Below are 18,414 nucleotides of genomic sequence, written 5' to 3' on the forward strand. Positions count from 1 at the left end.
AGACCAGCAGCCCGACGTTCCTGACGACGTCGGGCTGCTTCATGTCCACGCCTGAACCGTCGGCATCGCCGACGCCGGCACCACCAGGTCCGCGCGACGTCTGCTCGCCGCCACCAGGCCGGCGTTGCGCTGGTCCGTGCCGAGGACCCAGGCGACCGCCTCTTCGTGCCCCTTGCCGAACTCCTCGTGGCGGGCGACGAGGCGGCGTACCCGCTCGGCCTCGTCGAGGTCGCAGAACCAGACCTCGTCGAGGTGGGAGCGGACGCGGGTCCAGGGCTCGTGGTCCAGGAGGAGGTAGTTCCCCTCCGTGACGACCAGACGGGCGGTGGCCGGGACCGGGATCGAGCCGGCGATGGGCTGTTCCAGAGTGCGTTCGAATCCCGGTGCGTACACGACGTCGTCCTCGTCGCCGCGCAGCCTCTCCAGCAGGGCCGCGTAGCCCGCGCCGTCGAACGTGTCCGGCGCGCCCTTCCTGTCCCGGCGGCCGAGGCGGTCGAGTTCCACGTCGGCGAGGTGGAAGCCGTCCATGGGGACATGGGCCACCCAGGGCTCGCCGTCGCCGTTGAGGCCCCGGGTCAACCGCTCGGCCAGGGTGGTCTTCCCCGCACCGGGGCTCCCGGCGACACCGAGAAGGGCCCGGCGGCCGGGGCGGGCGAGGGAGGCGGCCCGATGCAGCAGGTCGTCGAAGGTCACAGGCATACGGACGACGGTAGACCCGATCCGGCGTATCCGGCGTACTCGGGCCGAGACCGGGCAGACGAGCCGTGCTGTCGGTCGGAGCGAGCAGGGCGGAAGGTGCCGGATGAGAGAGAGGTCCTGGTCGGAGCCCCACGGCGAGGGCGAGGCGGTGCGGGAGGAACTGACACGGCTGCGCGCGGAGGTACGGCAGTTGCGCAACCGGACGGAGGGCCGGCCGCTGGTCGCCCAGGCCCAGGGCATGCTGCGGGAGCGCTATGCCCTGCCGGACGCCGAGACCGCGTTCGCGCTGCTCCAGCGGGCCTCGCAGCAGTACAACGTCAAGCTGCGCACCCTGGCCGAGGCGGCGGTGAGCGTGCCGCGTCCGGACGGCCCGAGCGCCCTGTGGTTTCCCGGCCGGGCGCGGCACGCGATGCCGACGCTCAGCTTCGAGGAGGCACGCAACCTCCGTGTCGGACGCGGCAACCGGAGCGAGGTCCTGACCGCCGTGCTCAGCCAGGCCCTCTCCGTCGTCGGCACCGACATGGGCAACGTACAGATCGTCGACCGGGCCGAAGGCGGACTGCGCATCGAGCGACACACGGGACACACGGAGGACTTCGTCGACTTCTTCGCGTACGTCGGCGAGGAGGGTACGTCCTGCGCCAAGGCCGCGCGGGACGTCGCCCAGGTGACCGTCCAGGACGTGGCGACGGACCCGGTGTTCAGCGAGGACGCCCGGGCGGCGATCCTGCACGCGGGCAGCCGCGCCTGCCACAGCGTGCCGCTGACCAGCTCCTCCGGGCGGTGCGTCGGCATGGTGTCGGCCCATCTCGAACGCCCGCTGCGGGGTCTGACACGCGCCCAGCTCAAGGCGTTGACCGTCGTGGGCGCCGAAGCCGGCGAGTGGCTGTCCTGGTACGACCGGACCGTCGTGCTCGACGCCCTGGAACACCTCCACACCCTCGGCCGGGCCCACGGCGGCGGCAGCATCAGCCGCCGATGACCGATCTCCCACCTGTCCGGCCCGCTGACTCCCCGCGCCGGAACAGCTCCCGCACCGGCGTCCGGACGGGCTGAGACGCGAGTGCGGGGTGCGGACCGGCGTCGGCCGTCAGCCGCAGAACGTGGACTCCAGCGTGCGGTTCACGGTCGCGTACACCGTGCCGTTGTTGGACGTGTTGGCGAACGACGTCACACTGCGCTTGCCGCTCTTCGAGGTGAACGCCCAGGTGTAGTAGCCCTGCACCGTTCCCGTGTGCCCGTACACCGAGACCCCGCACGACAGATCACGCCGGCGCAGCCCCAGCCCGTACGCCTGGGTGCTGTTCACCGGCGTCCACTTCAGCATCTGCTTCAGCTGGGCGGCCGAGGTGAGCTTCCCCTGCACCAGCGCGGACATGAACTTGTTCAGGTCCTTGGCACTGGACACCAGGGCACCCGCGCTCTGCGCCCACGACGTCGTCTGCTGCGTCGAGTCGATCTTCCGTCCGGCGGAGTCGGCGGTCATGTAGCCACGGGAGTACTTGCCGGGGATCGTGTTCTTCGGGTGGACGTAGAACGTGTCGTCGAGCTTCAGCGGCTTGATGACGCGGTTCTGGTACGCGGTGGCCACCGGCTTCTTGGTGACCTTCTCGATGAGCATGCCCGCGACCACGAAGTTGGCGTTCGAGTACGAGTAGACCGCGCCCGGCTTGTTGGTGAGCGGCTCGGCCAGCGACAGGTCCATCAACTGACGGTAGGTGTAGACCTTGTTCCGCACCTTCTCGAAGCCCGACACGCTGGGGGAGAAGAGGGTGTTGGCGTAGTCGTACAGCCCGCTGCGGTGGCTGAGCACATGGCGCACGGTGATCCGCTTGTCGGGCAGCAGCCCCGGCAGATAGGTGTCGACAGAGGTGTCGAGCTTGATCTTTCCCTCGTCGACCAGCTGCAGCAGGACCACCGCCGTGAACGTCTTGGTGACGCTGCCGACGCGGATACGGTCCCCGGTGCCGAGGGCCCGCTTGGTGGACCGGTCCGCGACACCTTCCGCCAGATGATGCACCGTGCCGCTGTCGTCGATCCTCGCGAACGCGCCCGGAGCTCCCTGCGACAGCGCCGTGCGCAGCAGTTTTCGCAGTCCGGTCGTGTCGGGCCCCGCCTGCGGGGCCGCGTGGGCGGGCACCGTCATGAGGGACAACACGACCGCGCCCAGCGTGGCCACGCCCGTGCCCACCGTTCTCGAAACCATCTGATTCGTCTCCCGTCGCTTTCCGTCATCGACAGGTGCATTGGAGTCGAGTGATCACGGAGAATCAAGTAGCCCGGTGCGGGGGCGAGTTGAGCGACTCGAAAGAGGGACAGTCGCGGCGGATCGGTTTCAGCCGCCGAAGAGCTGGGTCCAGTACGTGCCGGCCGCGCCCCCGCCGGCGAAGCCGACACCTATATGGGTGAAGTCCGGTTTGAGGATGTTCGCCCGGTGCCCGGGGCTGTCCATCCAGCCGCGCACGACCTCGGCGGCTGAACGCTGGCCGCACGCGATGTTCTCCCCGATGGACCGCCGGGTGGAGCCGGCCGCCGCCGCGCGGTGCCAGGGTTCGCCGCCGTCGGGGGAGGTGTGCGCGTAGAAGGCCCGCGCCACCATGTCGGTGCTGTGCGCCTGGGCGGCGTTCGTGAGGAGGGGGTCGCAGGAGAGCGGGGGGAGGCCGGCGGCGGCTCGTTCGGCGTTGGTGAGGGTGACGACTTCGGCGGCGGTCTGCCGGAGGCCGGCGGGGGAGAGGGGGCCGGCCCAGAGCGCCGTCCAGAACTCGGTTCCCGAGCGGGGATCGGTGATGTGTGCCAGGCCCGTCTCGCTGTACGCCCGTTCGTTGAGAGTCCGCCTGGCCTGTTCGGTGGAGAGGCAGTAGTCCACGAACTCGGCGGGGGTGCGGGGGCCGGAGACCAGGTGTTCGCCGATGGTCAGGTAGGTGTAGCCGGTGGCGGTGACGCGTTGGTAGACGGAGACGCCGTCCTCGCCCTCCGAGGCGAGTCGGCCCTGGGCGGCCATCGCGGTGGCGTGGGCCCGGGCCGCGGCGGACAGTCGGGCATTGAGAGAGACCGGTGGGGAACCCGCGGCGGCGCGGGTGGAGTTGACCAGGCCGAGGAAGCCGTCGGGGGTGGGTGTCGACGGGGTTGTGCGTACCGTGCGGACCGGTGCGGGCTGGTCGTACCCACGCGGCGGAGCCGCACAGGTCACGGCCCCGCGCCCCGTTCGGGGCGCTGATGCCGACCGGGATCCCGGTGCGGGCGCATGCGTGGGCGCGTCCTCCAGCACATCCACACCGAAGTCCCTCGCGACCCCGGCCAACCCGTCCGCGTAGCCCTGCCCCAGTGCTCGTAGCTTCCAGCCGGGCCCCTTGCGGTACAGCTCCGCCAACAGCAGTACGGTCTCGCGCTCGGGCCTCGGTGGGGTGAAGCGGGCGATCGTGCGGCCGTCGGGGCCTGTGACGAGCAACGTCGGGGCGGGCAGGTGGCCCAACGGCGTGTCCGGGACGGCCGGGCTGATGGCGACGGTGAGGCGGGTCGCGCCGGGGCGCAGGGCGGACGGGTCCACCGTCAGTGTCTCGCCCCTCAGGCGGGCGCCCGGTGCCGTCGGCTGGTTGTAGAAGACGAAGTCGGCGTCGCCCCGGACCCTGCCCGTGTCGTCGGTGACGAGGGCCGACACGTCGAAGGGGCCCGGCACCCTGATCGTCAGGGTGCCGCCCGGCAGGGGGAGATTGCCCCCGGATACCAGCTCGCTCATCTATGCCGTCCGTCGCAGTGACCGTCGGTCCGACAACGTCTCACCCCCGCAGGGCGGTTCCCGTGCCTTCCTGCCGCTCGGTGGCCAGGGCGTCCTGACGGCCGGAGCGCATCGTCCTCAGGGCCAGGAGGAGGACACCGATGTCGTCCAGGTAGACCGGGTCCGGCACGAGGTCGGTAGGGAGGACGAGATAGAGGACGGCGCCCCAGAAGACCCACTTGGGGCCGGTGGGGAGCCCGGCCCGGTGCAGTTCGCGTCGGGTGCGTACCAGCCGCAGGAGCAGCCAGACGGCCACTGCTAGGACGGCGGCCGCGATCAGCGCGATCGCGGCGATCACAGCCCATGTCCAGGAATCCATCGGTCCCGCCCCTCAGTCGGGCCGGGCGGTGTGCCCGGCCTGTGCCCTGCCCATCGTCTTCCCTTCCGGGGCGCCGTGTACCGCGGCGCGCGGGGAGCGCGGGAGGGTCAGTGCGAGGCGCGGGCGAGCTGGTGGTCCACGAGGGCCCGGCTGACGGCCCGGATGGAGCGGGCCATGTGGTTCAGCTGCATGACCTCGGCGGCGTACATCTTGATGGTGTGCTCGATGACCGACTCGGACATGCCGAGGCTGGGCAGCTCGGAGCGGGCGGTCTGCAGGGCGGTGCGGGCGACCCGGATCTCGTGCTGGACCTGGATCTGGGCGTGGCGGGCGAGCAGTACGGGATGGCGCATCATCGCCGGGTAGCTGCCATATCGGGCCGGCACCAGCTCACGCAGCCACTTGGCCGCGGACCTCTCCCAGTCGTAACTGCCGGGTGTCTTGACCTGACACGGCCAGTCCGTGCGGATGGGCGAGGAGGTGAGGGCCATGTTCAACGCTCCGGTCTTGCATCGACGCCATTGGGTACAGCGGGTGTGGAGTCTGGGCGGCCCCGGCATAGGGGATGGCCGGGGCCGCCTCACCCGGGGCGCCGTGGCGGGTAGGAGCGGACGGACCCGGGTGGACGACGTGACCCGGAGTTCCCCGGGGCACGATCCGCGAGCAGTATTTATATATACCGATGAGTTTGCAAGGGCATGGAAAAATTCATGCCGGGAAAGAGAGGAAGAATCCGCCGCTGTCCTGGCATGTGGGGAGAACGGGATCAGTCCCTGAGGAAGAACTGATGCTGCTCGGAGACCTGCTCGTACGCCTCCAGCCGGGCCTGGGTGCGCTCGGGGTCGGCATCGGTCATGGCCTGGAGCAGGGCGGAGGACATCATCACGGGGGCGGCGTAGGAGTCGAAGACCAGGCGTGAGCCGGTGCCGGTGGTGAAGACGGCGTCGGCCTCGTCCGCGAGCGGCCCGAGCGCCAGGTCGGTGACCAGGGCCACTTTCAGCCCGGCACCCTGCGCGACGCGCAGCGCGGTCAGCGTCTCGTGCGCGTGTCGGGGCATGGAGAACACCAGCACCCAGGTGCCGCCCGCCTCCCGGGACTGCAGCAGGGCGTCGTAGGCGACCGTGCCGCCCTTCGTCACCAGCCGGACATCGGGGTGGATACGGCGGGCGGCGTACGCGAAGTACTCGGCGAGCGCACCGGAGATCCGCAGGCCCAGCACGGTCAGCGGCGCCGAGTGGGACAGGGCGCGACCGATCTCGATCACCTGGTCGGGGTCGGCGAAGTCGCGCCGCAGGTTCTCCAGGTTCTCGATCTCGGCGTCCACGGCGGCCTGCAGTTCGTTGCTGCGGTCCGCCGCGGAGATGCCCGGGGCGCTGCCGAGGGTGGCGAGCGCGATGGACTGAAGCCGCTCGCGCAGTGCCGGGTAGCCGCTGAAGCCGACAGCCGCGGCGAACCGGGTCACCGAGGGCTGGCTCACGCCGACCCGCTCCGCGAGATCCGTGATCGACAGGAACGCGGCCTCGGTGATGTGCTCGATCAGGTACTGGGCGATCCGCCGCTGCCCGGGGGAGAGCCGGGGGCCGTCGAACAGTTCCCTGAGCCGGGACGTGGGCGACTGCTCGGTCTCCGGGGCCGTCCGCCCGGACGTGATCGCTGATGCCTGCGCACGTGCCTGCTGCGGCGATGGCACCCGCGCGCCTCCTTCGTCTCCCACGAGCACAAAACATAGCCCACGGCCCGTGCGCCCCCGGGCGGACCGACTCACGCCCCCGGGCCGTGGGGCGGGGCGGGGCGGGCGGTGCCGTGGGCGGGGCGCCCTCTCACGCGACCTGCGAGAACCCCGTTTCGGGCACACCATGGGGGTACCCGGGGTACCCGCACCGTGTCGCTCACACGAGGGAGAAGGCCCGTGACCCTGCCCAGTCTGCCCGTGTCCCAGGTCGAGGTCGTGCTCTGCGACTGCTCGGCCCAGGACGCCGAACGTGTCTTCGCCTGTCTGCGCGCCCACTTCGAGACGGACCGGCGTTCCGACGATCCGCCGCACGAGACCGGCACCGATCGGCCGACGATGTGGACCGGCATGTACGACACGGCCGCCGCCGTGCCCTCCGGCGCGGGGGTACACCCCGAGCCGCCCTCCGCGCCCGTCACCGTCGAGGTGCAGGGCAGCCCGCCCGCCGTGCGACTGCTGCGGGAGGCCCTGGAGGAGGCGTACAGCGTCCGCCAGGTGGGCGTGGACGCCGGTGACCAGGAAGTTCAGCTCCAGCTGCGGGTCGAGGGGCGGGAGGGGCGCGGCTGATGACGACTCTGGGGGTGGGGCGCGGGCGTGCCGCGCGGGGTTCGGTGACGGAGGGTGCGGCGCGAGCCGGGCTGACCGCGCGTGGCGTCATCTATCTGCTGGTCGGGGCACTGGCCCTGCAGATCGCCTTCGGCGGAAGCTCGGAGCAGGCGGACCGCCAGGGCGCGCTGGCGGAGATCGCCGAGAAGCCGCTGGGCTCCGTGATGCTGTGGGCCCTGGGCACCGGCCTGGTGGGCATGGCGCTGTGGCGGCTGTCGGAGGCCGTGTTCGGCGCGGCGGGTCCGGACGGCCGCAAGTGGACCAAGAGGCTCGCGTCCGCCGCGCGCTTCGTCTTCTACGCCTTCGTCGCCTACTCGGTGCTGACCTTCGCGGCCGGCGAGGGCAGCGGCGGCGGTTCCAGCGACGCGCAGTCCAGGGACGTGACGGCACGGGTCCTCGAACTCCCCGGCGGCCAGTGGCTCGTGGGCGCGGCGGGCGTCGGCGTGATCGGCGCCGGCGTGTGGATCGGCGTACGGGCCGTGATGCGCTCGTACCACAAGCACCTGCGGCTCGGTGAGATGTCCCGGCGCACCCGTCGACTCGTCGACGTCACCGGCGTGGGCGGCGGGGCCGCGCGCGGCCTGGTGTTCGCCATGGCGGGTGTCTTCGCGGTGCGCGCCGCGATCGCGTACGAACCGGACCGGGCCAAGGGCCTCGACGACACCCTTCGCTCCTTCGCCCAGACCCCCGCCGGTCCGGCGCTCCTCGCCTGCGTGGCGGCCGGGCTGATGCTGTTCGGGCTGTTCTCCTTCGCCATGGCTCGCTGGCGCAAGGTGTGAGGCCCATGTGAGGCCCCGGCCGGAGGACGAGGTGTGCGCGGCCGGGAGCGGGATCCGCCGACGGGAGCCGGGAGCGGGATCCGCCGACGGGAGCCGGGCGCCGGATTCGCTTACGGGAACAGCCGGTCGAGGAAGGTGTTCCCGTACACCCGGTGCGGATCGAGCCGGTCCAAAATCTCCACCGCGTCGTCCCAGCCCGGCCCTTCACCGTCCTCGAAGGACTCCGGTACGACGGTGCCGAGCACCTCCTCGTCGCTCCAGGCGGCCTCGTCCGTGTAACCCCAGCCCTTGGACCACTCGACCCGGGTGAGGGCGTGGCCGCCGTCGTACGTCGTGAGCAGGAACCGCTCCAGCTCCCGGAAGAACGCCTCGGCATCCGGTGTCCCCGGCAGCGTCAGCACGTCCAGCCACACGGCCGTGTCCCACTCGGGCCGGTCGGCGCGCGGCCGCAGCGCCGACAGCAGCGGGGCACGCGCCCCCGCCACCCCGACGTCCGCCGGGTCGTCGAGACCGGTCACCCGGATCTCCACCGAGCCGTTCACCGGGAAGCGCCCCCGCGCCGCGTACGCGGTGAGCCGCTCCCGGTAGAACGCGGTGAACTCGCAGACCACACGCTGTACCTGGTCCCGTGAGGTGAGGACCGCGTACCCGTTCGCCGTCACCCGCAGAGTCGTCGGCTTCACATACAGCAGCGTGTTCTTCGACGGGCCCCAGATGTCCGCCGACAGCGTGGTCGTCAGTCCCAGCGAGGCCGTGGTCAGCTGGGCGTCGCCCAGCACCGGAGCCAGATACCAGGCGGCGTCGGACACCATCCGCCCGACGAGGTCGGCGACGACGGTCGGCACGTTGTCCGAGAAGGGATAGTTGTACGGCGAGGTCACACGCCGGGAGGTGAGTGGGCGGGTCGGCTCGACACTCCACACCTTGAACCAGGGGAACTCGGTGAACGCGAACCAGATCGCCTCCAGCCGTCCCGCCTCGTCCAGGAAGCTCGCGAACGTACGCCCGTCGCCGCCCGGCGGGGCGAACAGCTCCCCGGCGGGAATGTCGGTCCGGCTGAGGCAGCGCAGACTGCTGTTCGCCCCCGCCCGCAGCACGAACTCCGTGACCAGCGCCCGCCCGGCATGGGTGAGCAGCGCGGCACCGTCAGCGTCGTCCCGTGTGAACGTCCGCAGTACGTACGCGTCGCTGTCGGCGTCCCACACCACCGCCGTCAGCGACAGCACGAGATTGCTGAGCGAGCCGTACGTGTGACCGGGCAGCCGTGTCTCCCCGGCCGCCGGTACGGCCGTGCCGTGGGCGTCGACGGCCAGGGCGCCGCCGATCGAGAGGTCCCCGGGCGCCGGGCAGGCCGTCACCCCGAGGCCGTGGCCCTCCAGAAAGGTCAGCAGCCCTTCCAGCGTGGCGCCGGAGCCCACGCGGACGGCGGCCGGGCCGGTGGACTCAAGTGTCATACCGGTGAGGTGGGCGGTCGTGTCGACGAGCATCACAGGTGCGCCGGAGTCGGTGCCGGGGGTGATGGTGAGCGGGGACCAGCCGTGGGAGAGGCCGCGCGCCCGGACCGTCCAGCCCTGCCGTCGGGCCCAGTTGACGACCGCCACCACCTGGTCCGCGTCGGCGGGCGCGCACGCCCACAGTCCGGACGCGGTGATCTCCCCGCCCCAGTTGCGGTACGCCGACCGGTACAGCTCGACGTCCGCCGGGAAGCCGGGCAGCTCGGCCGCGGCGGCGGCCGGGTCCTGGCGGACGAACTGGGGGGTGAGGGCGAGCGCGGCGGCACCGAGGAGGAAACCACGGCGGGACGCTTCTGAGGAGTCGGTCACCGCAGCCACGCTAGGCCGAAATTAACACAAGTGACCGATACGCCGACTGGTTTCACTCGTGAGAGTGAAACGAGGGGGTGTGTGCTTGGCGATCGGGGGCACAGCGCCATTGAGGGAAGGGAACATCGACCCAGCCGGGAGGACGCGTGACCGAGGTGCAGGGCGAGGACCGAGGCCGGGACGAGACCGAGGACGAGCGCGCCGACCGCCGCTGGAGCGAACTCATCCAGGAGGTGCGGGTCGCCCAGACCGGTGTGCAGATCCTGTTCGGCTTCCTGCTCACCGTCGTGTTCACCCCGCGCTACGAGGACCTGCCGCAGACCGAGAAGACCATCTACATCGTCACCGTCGTCCTCGGCGCCGCCGCCACCGGCGCCCTCATCGGGCCCGTCTCCTTCCACCGGATCGTCGCCGGACGCCGCATCAAGCCCGCCGCCGTGCAGTGGGCCGCACGGCTGACCGTCGTCGGCCTGGTCCTGCTCCTCGCCACGATGACGGCGGCGCTGCTGCTGGTCCTGCGCGTGGCCACGCACGACGAGTTCGTGCCCTGGCTGGTGGGCTGCGTGCTCCTCTGGTACCTGCTGTGCTGGTTCGTGCTGCCCACGTGGATCCGCCGCCGGCACGCCGACGACTGACACCGGGTGCGGTCACGGCGGGGACTGAGGCACCGGGCGCCTTCGGGCCGGGGAGTGGCACCGGGCGCCTTCGGGCCGGGGAGTGGCGCCGGGCGCCTTCGCGCCGGGGAGTGGCACCGGACTCCGTCACGCCGACGAGCGCTACCGACCGTCGTCACACCGGCGGGTGACATCCCCGATGGCGTGAATGGCGGTGTTGCCCGTGAGCCGCGGGGTGCGCAAGCGTGCGGTGTCATGGACCGTGACCAGAGTCACCGCACCCCACCCCTGACCCGCCGTCAACTTCTCGCCGCCACCGGGGCCACCGGGGCCGCCGCGGTCCTCGGCACCGCCGGAGCGGCCGCCCCCGCCGTCGCCCGGCCCGCCGCCCCCGGCCTCTCCCTCACCTTCACCCGGGCCACCAACGGCTCGGCGACCCTCGCGACCGGCGGCGACACGCTGATCGCCGAGATCCAGAGCGGCCTGTGGTCCCTGCCGCGCGGCGGCGGCAAGGCGGTCCCCCTCACCCCGGCCGGCCTCGAACCCAACCGGCCCACGTACTCCCCGGCCGGCGACCTCATCGCCTTCTGCGCCTACCGGGGCGGCGGCTTCCACCTCTGGACCATGCGCCCCGACGGCACGGAGCTGAAGCAGCGCACCGACGGCCCCTGGGACGACCGTGCCCCGGCCTGGTCGCCCGACGGCACCCGGCTCGCCTTCGGCTCCGAACGCGGCGGCGACCCCGGCAGCCCCGTCAACGGATGCCCCTACCGCGTACACGTCCTGGACCTCGGCTCCGGCGACGTCACCCGCGTCACCGGCCTCCCCGGCCAGGACGGCCCCCTCCAGGACGGCACGTGGGAGGACTTCGACCCCACCTGGTCGCCGGACGGCACCCGGCTGCTGTTCGTGCGCGCCAAGGTCGTCACCACGGGCACCACCCCGTCCGCCGAGTCCCGCACCATCGCCGCCGTGGCCGCCGACGGCACCGGACCGGTGACCGTCGAGCACACCGAGACCGCCGCCGCCCAGGTCATGACCCCGGCCCTCGCCCCCGACGGGCGCCTCGCGTACCTGCGCACCACCGCCGCCCCGAACGGCTCCTGCACCCTCGTCGTAGCCGGAGAGCCCGTCCCGGTCGACGGCGACGTCGCACCCGTGCCGCCCCGCTGGACGGCGGAAGGAGAGCTGCTGCTCACGCTGGACGGCCGGTTCACCCTCGTACGCCCCGAGGATCCCGCGCGGCCGGAAGTGATCCCCTTCATGGGAGTGCTCCCGGTGGACCGCCCGCGCTACCGGATCAAGGAGTACGACCTCGGGGAGGCACGTGTGCGGCCCGCGCGGGGCATCCATCTGCCCGCGCTGTCGCCCGACGGCCGGAGCATCGCGTTCGCCGCCCTCAACTCACTCTGGCTGGCCGGTACTTCGGGTGGACGCCCGCCGAGGATGCTACGGAAGTCGCCGCCCACCCGCTGGCTCCTCGCGCCCTCCTGGGCGCGCGACGGAAAGTCCCTCGTCTACGCCGACGACCGCGACGGCCTCCTCGGTGTGTACCGGCACGATCCGGCCACCGGCGAGGAGACCGCCCTCGCCGGCGGCGGCCGGGTCATGCCCGCGCTCTCGCCCGACGGGCAGCGGCTCGCGTGCCTCGACATGGCCGGACGGCTCGTCGTACGGAACCTGGCGAGCGGCGAGGAACGCGTCCTCGTGGCGCCGCTCGGCGGGGGCGGGATCCCCGGCAGGCCGAGCTGGTCGCCCGACGGCCGGTACCTCGCGCTGTGCGATCGCAACCGTCTCGGCGCCCGATTCCGCGAGGGCTACAACCTGATCCGGATCGTCGACGCCAGGACCGGCGCCGACCGGCTGCACGCGGTCGCGCCCCACACCTCGATCGCCGACCGGTACGACTCCGGGCCCGTCTGGTCGCCCGACGGCCGCCTGCTGGCCGTGATCGTCGAGTCCGCGCTCTGCCTGCTGCCGGTGACCCCGGACGGCACCCCCCGCGGGAAGCTGCGCACCCTCACCACCGAACCCGCCGACCACCCCACCTGGTCCGGTGACTCCAGGACCCTTCTCTACCAGTCGGGCACCCGCCTGCGCCTCATCGACGTCTCCGGCGACCACGCCCGGACCGTCCGGGTGCCGCTAGACCGCACCCGGCCCACACCCGCCGACACCGTCGTCCACGCCGGACGCCTGTGGGACGGCACCGGCGAGACGGTCCGCGACGACGTCGACATCGTCGTACGCGGCGGCCGCATCACCGCTGTCGAACCCCACCGGAACAACCGTCGGGCCGCCCTCCGCCGCGTCGACGCCTCCGCACACACCGTGCTCCCCGGCCTGTGGGACACCCACACCCACCCCTGGCAGAGCACCTACGGCGGCCGCCAGGCCGCCGGGCAGCTCACCTACGGCATCACCACCGCCGTCTCCCTCGGCGGTTTCGCCCACGAACAGGCCCGTATCCGCGAGGAGGTGAACGCCGGGCGGCTCGCCGGACCCCGGCTGCTCACCACCGGCGAACTCCTCGACGGCGCGCGGGTCGCCTACAGCATGGGGCGCGCCCACCGGACGAAGGCGGGCCTGCGCCGCACACTGGAGCGCGCCGAGGCGCTCGACTGGGACTTCGTCAAGACCTATGTACGGGCCCCCGGTTGGGTGATGAGCGAGGCCGCCAGCTTCGCCCACGAACGTCTCGGCGTCCGCACGGGAGGTCACCTGCTCTCGCCGGGGGTCCAGCTCGGACAGGACCTGACGACCCATCTGCAGGCCACCCAGCGAGCCGAGTTCGGCCACGCCATCACCGCGAGCGGGCGGGCGTACGAGGACGTGGTGGAGACCTACACCCGCGAGGGCGTGGACTTCTCCCTCATCGCCACCCCCTTCACGGCCGCGCCCCTCATGGGCGCCGACCCGTCCCTGGCCGACGACCCCCGGGTCACGGTCGTGATGCCGCCGTGGGACGCCGCCCTCGTACAGCAGGGTGCGGGAATTTTGCCGACGCCCGCCCAGCTCGCCGCGCTGCGCACCGAGATCGACATCTACCGGCGGATCCTCGCGGCCGGCGGCGTCATCGCCCTCGGCACCGACCAGCCGCTCGGCCCCGTGGGCCTCTTCCTCCACCTCGCCCTGCGCGCCCTGCACGACGGCGGGCTCACGCCGGCCGAGACCCTGCGCACCGCGACCGCCCTCCCGGCCCGGCTCTTCGGCCTCGACGACGACCTCGGCACGGTCGAGACGGGCAAGCTCGCGGACCTGACCGTCGTCGACGGCGACCCCTTCACGGACTTCGCCGACCTCGTCCGCACGGTGTCGGTCCTGCGGGGCGGAACCCCTTGGACCACCGAGGAACTGGTGGCCGCGTACCGGCCCACGGCGCCGCGCACGAAGGCGGCCGGTACCGAGGAGGACTGGCTGGAGGTGGGCCGGCTGATGCGGCAGGACGGCTGCTGCCACCACGATCACTGAGGAACACCGGCCCGGATCCGGGGCCCTCGCGTCGACGACTGCCGGCCGAGGGCCCCGAGGCGGCCGGGGCTCCGTGCCTGGTGTCGCGCCCCTGGGCCGTTTCTGACGGCTCTTGAAGCCGTTCGCGAGCGGTTACGGACGAGTCAGGTGAGGCGGCCAGTGCCTCACGAGTCACCTCGCGCGGCGCCGATCGGCCGGATGCTCTCCGACCAGGAGCCATCGGAAGCGCCCTAGTGGTCGGTGTCCTTGCCGATGAACAGCTCCGCGAAGGTGGACGCGGCAGCGGGGGAGTCGAGGACGCGGCGGAGCCGGGCGGTCGCGGCGCCCGCCCGGAACGCGTCGCCGGACGACGGCCCGTGCAGCAGCTCCGCCAGCCACTGCGAGAACTCCTGGTAGTGCCAGACCCTGCGCAGACAGGCCTGCGAGTAGCCGCGCAGCCCACTGTCGTCGCCCTTGCCCAGGTGGGCGATCAGGGCGTCCGCGAGGAGCAGGGAGTCGTGCAGCGCGAGGTTCATGCCCTTCGCGGCGATCGGCGCGACGAGGTGAGCCGCGTCGCCCGCGAGGTACAGCCGGCCGTACGCCATCGGCTCGGTGACGTAGTTGTGCATGTCGAGCACCCGCTTCTCGACCAGCGGGCCCTCGGCGAGCGGCCTGGTGCCGGGTACGGCCAGCCGGGCGTGCAGCTCGGACCAGACCCGCTCGTCCGGCCAGTTCGCCGGGTCGTCGCCGGCCGGAACCTCCAGGTAGTAGCGGGTGACCTCGGGGCTGCGCGCCATGTGCCCGGCGAAGCCCCGGGGATGCACACCGAGGATCACGCAGTCGGACGACGGCGGTGCCTCGGCGAGCAGCGCCAGCCAGTCGACCCCGTGATCGTGCCGGGCGACCGTGGCCCGCCCGGCGGGCAGCGCGGACCGCGTGACGCCGCGCGCGCCGTCGCAGCCGGCGATGAACTCGCAGCGCAGAAGCCGGCGTTCGCCCGTCGCCGGATCCACGTACGACACGGACGGCTGCTCGCCGTCGATGTCGTGCAGCTCGACATCGCGCACGCCGAAGCGGATGTCGCCGCCCCGGACGTCCGCGTACTCCCTGACCAGGTCCGTCACCAGCAGCGGCTGCGGATACACGTAGTGGTGGTGCCCGGTGATCTCCGTGTACGGGAACCGCCGTCGCTCACCGGCGAAGCGGAACTCGAACTCGGTGTGCACCGGCGCCCGTTCCACGAGCCGGTCGGCCAGCCCGCGCCGCTCCAGCGCACGCACCGCCCACTCCTCCAGGAACCCGGCCCGGGGCCGCCGCTCGATGAACTCCCGGCTCTCGGTCTCCAGCACCACGCAGTCCACGGAGGCGGCCCGCAGGATGTTGCCGACGGTCAGCCCGGCGGGTCCCGCACCGACGATGACGACCGGGGTGCGCTCGGCCGCGGAAGGGCCCGAGGGGGAGGCCGGGGAGGTGGGGGTGGTCATTCGAGCATTATGCCGGGCACCGTGCGAGCGGCTTCAAATGACGTGCGGGGCAGGGGTGTTGGAGTCTGCGGGCGGCTGGGGCGGCTGGGGCGGCAGTGGCGGCCGGGGTCACCGCAGCCCGAACTGCCTGGCCCAGCCCGTGATGTCGGCCGTGGTCGCGTTGCCGCCGCAGACCACGAGGCCCAGCCGGGCGCCGTCGCCGACCCGCTCCAGCACCTGCCGGGCCGCCGGCAGCAGGCATCCGGCGGCGGGTTCCGTCCACACCTTGGCGTGCTCGGCGAAGTCGAGGACGCCCTGCACCGCCTCGGCGTCGGAGACCACCAGGACGTCCTCGACGAGGGCGGCCACATGGTCGTAGGTGAGCTGGGAGGCGGAGGGCGCGCTGAGCGTGGTGACGATGGAGGAGAGGGGGACGGTCACGGGTCCGCCCGCCGCCACCGCCCCGGTCATGGCCGTGGCGCCGACGGTCTCCACACCCCAGACGCGGACGCCGGGACGCAGGGCCGCGAAGGCCGCCGCGACACCGGCGACGAGCCCGGCCACCACCGATGCTCACGAGCACGTCGGTGAGCGCGCCGGACCGCTGCGTCTCCTCGACGTCCTCGGTGAACTCCAGACCGACGGTGCCCTGACCGGCGATCACCAACGGGTCGTCGAACGGGTGGACGAGGGTGAGACCCTCCGACCGCAGCCGCTCGGTCAGCGCGAACGCCTCCGCCATCCCGTCGGTGAGCCGCAGCGAGGCCCCGGCCGCCTCGACGAGGTCGATGGCGCGCTGTGAGGCGGTCCTCGACATCACCACGGTCGCCTTGATGTGCAGCGTGGCGGCCATGTGCGCCAACGCGATCCCGTGATTACCGCCGCTGACCGCCACGACCCCGGCCGCGCGCTCGGCGTCCGTCAGCGTCAGGAGCTTCGCCGTCGCGCCGCGTGCCTTGAAGGAGCCGGTTCGCTGCAGCAGCTCCAGCTTCGTGGTGACCGGTACGCCGAGGAGGGCGGACAGCCCCGGGCTCGGGATCGTCGGCGTCCGCACGACATGCCCGGCGATCCTCGCGGCCGCGTCCTGGATCTCGGAGATCCCGATCAACACATCCACCTCGTTCCATGCTGCCTGGTGACGACCGGTGCCGGTCCCCGCCGAGACTATCCTCGCCCCCGCAGCCCCTACCCGTCCCTCCCCAGGGGCTGCGCCCCTTCGACCCCCGCCCGCCGGCCGGTCCGTCGTGGTTGCTCGCGGAGTTCCCCACGCCCCTTGAAGGGCCACAGGCCCTTCAAGGGGCGTGGGGAGTCACCGCAGGGCCTCGGTCCAGTTCGGAGGGACGCGGCCCGCGGGCCCCGGCGTCGCCTGGTCGGCCGGATGGCTGAGCGGCGGGACGAGGTCGGGACCGGACTCGTACATCTCGGAGGTCTCGTAGTTCCAGAACCAGGACTCGCCGGGCTCGTAGCTCTGTACGAAGGGATGCCCCGTGGCCCCCGCGTGGGCCGTGGCGTGCTGGGCCGGCGAGGAGTCGCAGCAGCCGATGTGCCCGCACTGGGCGCAGCGTCGCAGATGGAACCACCAGCCGCCGGCCGCGTCGCACTCCACGCATCCGTCACCGCTCGGCGGGACGGTGGGGTCGATTCCGGCGGGCAGGGTCATGAGGCCTCCTCGGGGGCAGGGTCCGGGTCGTCGGCGAGCGTGAGGTCCAGGTCGGCCGACGGTGCCGTGAGCGGCAGGAAGACCTGGAAGCGGGTGTCGCCGGGGCGGGAGTGGACCTCGATATGCCCGTGGTGCTTGTTGACGACGATGCGCCAGGAGATGTCGAGGCCGAGCCCGGTCCCCTGCCCGACCGGCTTGGTGGTGAAGAAGGGGTCGAAGATACGCCCCCGGATATCCGCCGGGATACCGGGACCCGTGTCGCGGAACTCCACGAGCACCTGGTCACGGTGGTCCGGCGCCGTCCGTACCGTCAGCGTGCCCGCGCCGCCGGTGTCGTTGATCGCGGAGACCGCGTTGTCGATCAGGTTCGTCCACACCTGGTTCAGCTCACCCGGATATGCGGGGATGCGCGGCAGAGTGCGGTCGTACTCCTTCACCACCTCGATCCGCTCGCCGATCTTCCCGGACAGCATCAGCAGCGTGCTGTCGAGGAGTTCGTGGACGTCCGCGTTCTGGTACGGGGCACGATCGAGTTGTGAGTACTGCTTGGCCGCGTCGACGAGCCGGCTGACACGGGTGGTGGAGTCCTCGATCTCGTTCATCAACAGCTCGGTCTCGACGGTGTAGTTGAGCCAGCGGACCGCGCCTTCGAGGGTGTGCTCGTCCACGGCGGCCGCGACCTGGTCCAGCCAGTCGGTGTCGAGCCCGGCCTGCACGAAGTTCGGCGCGAGCTGCCAGCCGCCCGCGATGCCGTGGTCGTCGAACCAGTCCGACAGTTCGTCCTCCCGGTCGGAGGCCTCCAGCGGACTGAGCGGGGTCGCCTTGGCGACCTGCTCGGCCGTCCGCTCCTGCAGATCTACCAGCGACTCCAGCGTGGCCCGCTTGTACGGCCCGGCGGCGATGACCCCGAGCTTGTGCCGCATCCCGGCCACCCGCTCCCGCAGCGCGGAGGTGGCCCGTACGGCCGCCGCGGCGGGGTTGTTGAGTTCATGGGTGAGCCCGGCGGACAGCGAACCGAGGGCCAGGAGACGTTCACGCTGGCCGATCGTGCGCTGGGTGTTCTGACTGCCGAAGAACAGGCCCTCCAGCAGATGGACGGCCATGGGGAACCAGTCGCGCATGATCCGGGCGAAGGAGGTCGCGGGGAGAACGAAGAACCGCGAGGGGACCGTGACCCGCATGGAACCCTTGTAACGGGCCTGGTCCGCCTGGTCGCCGAGATACGCCTGGAAGGCGCCCCCGTACACGCCGACCTGGGAGCTGCGGCTGATCTCCACGTCGTCGTCGCCGACCTGCCGGGACATCACCAGCGTGCCCTCCAGGAGCACGAAGAAGCAGGTGGCCGGCTCGCCCTCCCGGTAGACATGACCGGGCTCGAACCGCTCCACCCGGCCCTCACGACAGAGCCGGTCCAACTGCCCGTCGTCCAGCTTCTCGAACAGGAACAGCCTGCTCAGCTCGGCCCGGTCGCACGGCGACGGCTGCCCGCTCACG

At 72.1% G+C, this 18,414-nt stretch carries 15 protein-coding genes and 1 pseudogene; 5 read left to right on the top strand and 11 right to left on the bottom strand.

Annotated elements, in window-relative coordinates; all coding sequences use genetic code 11:
* Nucleotides 1–39 precede the first annotated feature (39 nt).
* Complete coding sequence (locus OG858_RS42700; protein WP_319065355.1) at nt 40–699, bottom strand: nucleoside/nucleotide kinase family protein; 660 nt, start codon at nt 697–699, stop codon at nt 40–42.
* Nucleotides 700–802: 103 nt separating this feature from the next.
* Between OG858_RS42700 and OG858_RS42705 the strand changes: the two genes are divergently transcribed.
* Nucleotides 803–1,681 (top strand): ANTAR domain-containing protein, encoded by an 879-nt coding sequence (locus tag OG858_RS42705; protein ID WP_319260036.1) that lies wholly within the window; start codon nt 803–805, stop codon nt 1,679–1,681.
* Nucleotides 1,682–1,789: 108 nt separating this feature from the next.
* Here OG858_RS42705 and OG858_RS42710 read toward each other — a convergent pair whose 3' ends face one another.
* The 5 genes from OG858_RS42710 to OG858_RS42730 all read right to left on the bottom strand — a co-directional run bounded on the left by OG858_RS42710 (nt 1,790) and on the right by OG858_RS42730 (nt 6,483).
* Nucleotides 1,790–2,905 (bottom strand): serine hydrolase domain-containing protein, encoded by a 1,116-nt coding sequence (locus tag OG858_RS42710; protein WP_319065353.1) that lies wholly within the window; start codon nt 2,903–2,905, stop codon nt 1,790–1,792.
* 129 nt (nt 2,906–3,034) lie between these two features.
* Nucleotides 3,035–4,435, bottom strand: coding sequence for a CAP domain-containing protein (locus OG858_RS42715; protein WP_086750327.1), 1,401 nt, complete (start codon nt 4,433–4,435; stop codon nt 3,035–3,037).
* A gap of 40 nt (nt 4,436–4,475) precedes the next feature.
* A complete protein-coding gene (locus OG858_RS42720) occupies nt 4,476–4,793 on the bottom strand; it encodes a YkvA family protein (protein WP_086750326.1) in 318 nt (105 codons plus the stop codon).
* A gap of 107 nt (nt 4,794–4,900) precedes the next feature.
* On the bottom strand, nt 4,901–5,284 hold the full coding sequence (locus OG858_RS42725) for a hypothetical protein (RefSeq protein ID WP_037698395.1): 384 nt from the start codon (nt 5,282–5,284) through the stop codon (nt 4,901–4,903).
* Nucleotides 5,285–5,559: 275 nt separating this feature from the next.
* Entirely contained in the window at nt 5,560–6,483 is a 924-nt protein-coding gene (locus OG858_RS42730) for a MurR/RpiR family transcriptional regulator (protein ID WP_179201214.1), read from the bottom strand.
* A gap of 219 nt (nt 6,484–6,702) precedes the next feature.
* Here OG858_RS42730 and OG858_RS42735 point away from each other — a divergent pair, with 219 nt between their 5' ends.
* Both OG858_RS42735 and OG858_RS42740 read left to right on the top strand, forming a co-directional pair.
* A complete protein-coding gene (locus tag OG858_RS42735; protein WP_328543884.1) occupies nt 6,703–7,092 on the top strand; it encodes a hypothetical protein in 390 nt (129 codons plus the stop codon).
* Nucleotides 7,092–7,910: a DUF1206 domain-containing protein gene (locus OG858_RS42740; protein WP_319065350.1), complete on the top strand. Its 819-nt coding sequence runs from the start codon at nt 7,092–7,094 to the stop codon at nt 7,908–7,910. The genes OG858_RS42735 and OG858_RS42740 overlap by 1 nt, the downstream gene beginning before the upstream one ends.
* 110 nt (nt 7,911–8,020) lie before the next feature.
* Here the strand turns inward: OG858_RS42740 and OG858_RS42745 are convergent, their stop codons facing one another.
* The gene (locus OG858_RS42745; RefSeq protein ID WP_319065348.1) at nt 8,021–9,733 is read right to left on the bottom strand and encodes a cholesterol oxidase substrate-binding domain-containing protein; all 1,713 of its coding nucleotides are present in this window, start codon (nt 9,731–9,733) and stop codon (nt 8,021–8,023) included.
* 146 nt (nt 9,734–9,879) lie between these two features.
* Here OG858_RS42745 and OG858_RS42750 point away from each other — a divergent pair, with 146 nt between their 5' ends.
* Both OG858_RS42750 and OG858_RS42755 read left to right on the top strand, forming a co-directional pair.
* Nucleotides 9,880–10,368 carry a DUF6328 family protein gene (locus OG858_RS42750; RefSeq protein WP_319065346.1) on the top strand — a complete coding sequence of 163 codons (489 nt, stop codon included), beginning with the start codon at nt 9,880–9,882 and terminating at the stop codon, nt 10,366–10,368.
* A 234-nt stretch (nt 10,369–10,602) separates the two neighbouring features.
* Complete coding sequence (locus OG858_RS42755) at nt 10,603–13,818, top strand: amidohydrolase family protein (protein WP_319260049.1); 3,216 nt, start codon at nt 10,603–10,605, stop codon at nt 13,816–13,818.
* 230 nt (nt 13,819–14,048) lie between these two features.
* Here OG858_RS42755 and OG858_RS42760 read toward each other — a convergent pair whose 3' ends face one another.
* From OG858_RS42760 to OG858_RS42775, 4 genes and pseudogenes are all read right to left on the bottom strand, one after another.
* Nucleotides 14,049–15,281, bottom strand: a complete 1,233-nt coding sequence (locus OG858_RS42760; RefSeq protein ID WP_319260052.1) for a 4-hydroxybenzoate 3-monooxygenase — start codon at nt 15,279–15,281, stop codon at nt 14,049–14,051.
* Between the two features lie 108 nt (nt 15,282–15,389).
* A pseudogene (locus OG858_RS42765) lies at nt 15,390–16,368 on the bottom strand (threonine/serine dehydratase).
* Nucleotides 16,369–16,569: 201 nt separating this feature from the next.
* Nucleotides 16,570–16,920: a UBP-type zinc finger domain-containing protein gene (locus OG858_RS42770; protein ID WP_086748973.1), complete on the bottom strand. Its 351-nt coding sequence runs from the start codon at nt 16,918–16,920 to the stop codon at nt 16,570–16,572.
* On the bottom strand, nt 16,917–18,413 hold the full coding sequence (locus tag OG858_RS42775; protein WP_328543883.1) for an ATP-binding protein: 1,497 nt from the start codon (nt 18,411–18,413) through the stop codon (nt 16,917–16,919). The genes OG858_RS42770 and OG858_RS42775 overlap by 4 nt, the downstream gene beginning before the upstream one ends.
* Nucleotide 18,414 lies beyond the last annotated feature (1 nt).

Source organism: Streptomyces europaeiscabiei (assembly GCF_036346855.1).
GTDB lineage: Bacteria > Actinomycetota > Actinomycetes > Streptomycetales > Streptomycetaceae > Streptomyces > Streptomyces europaeiscabiei.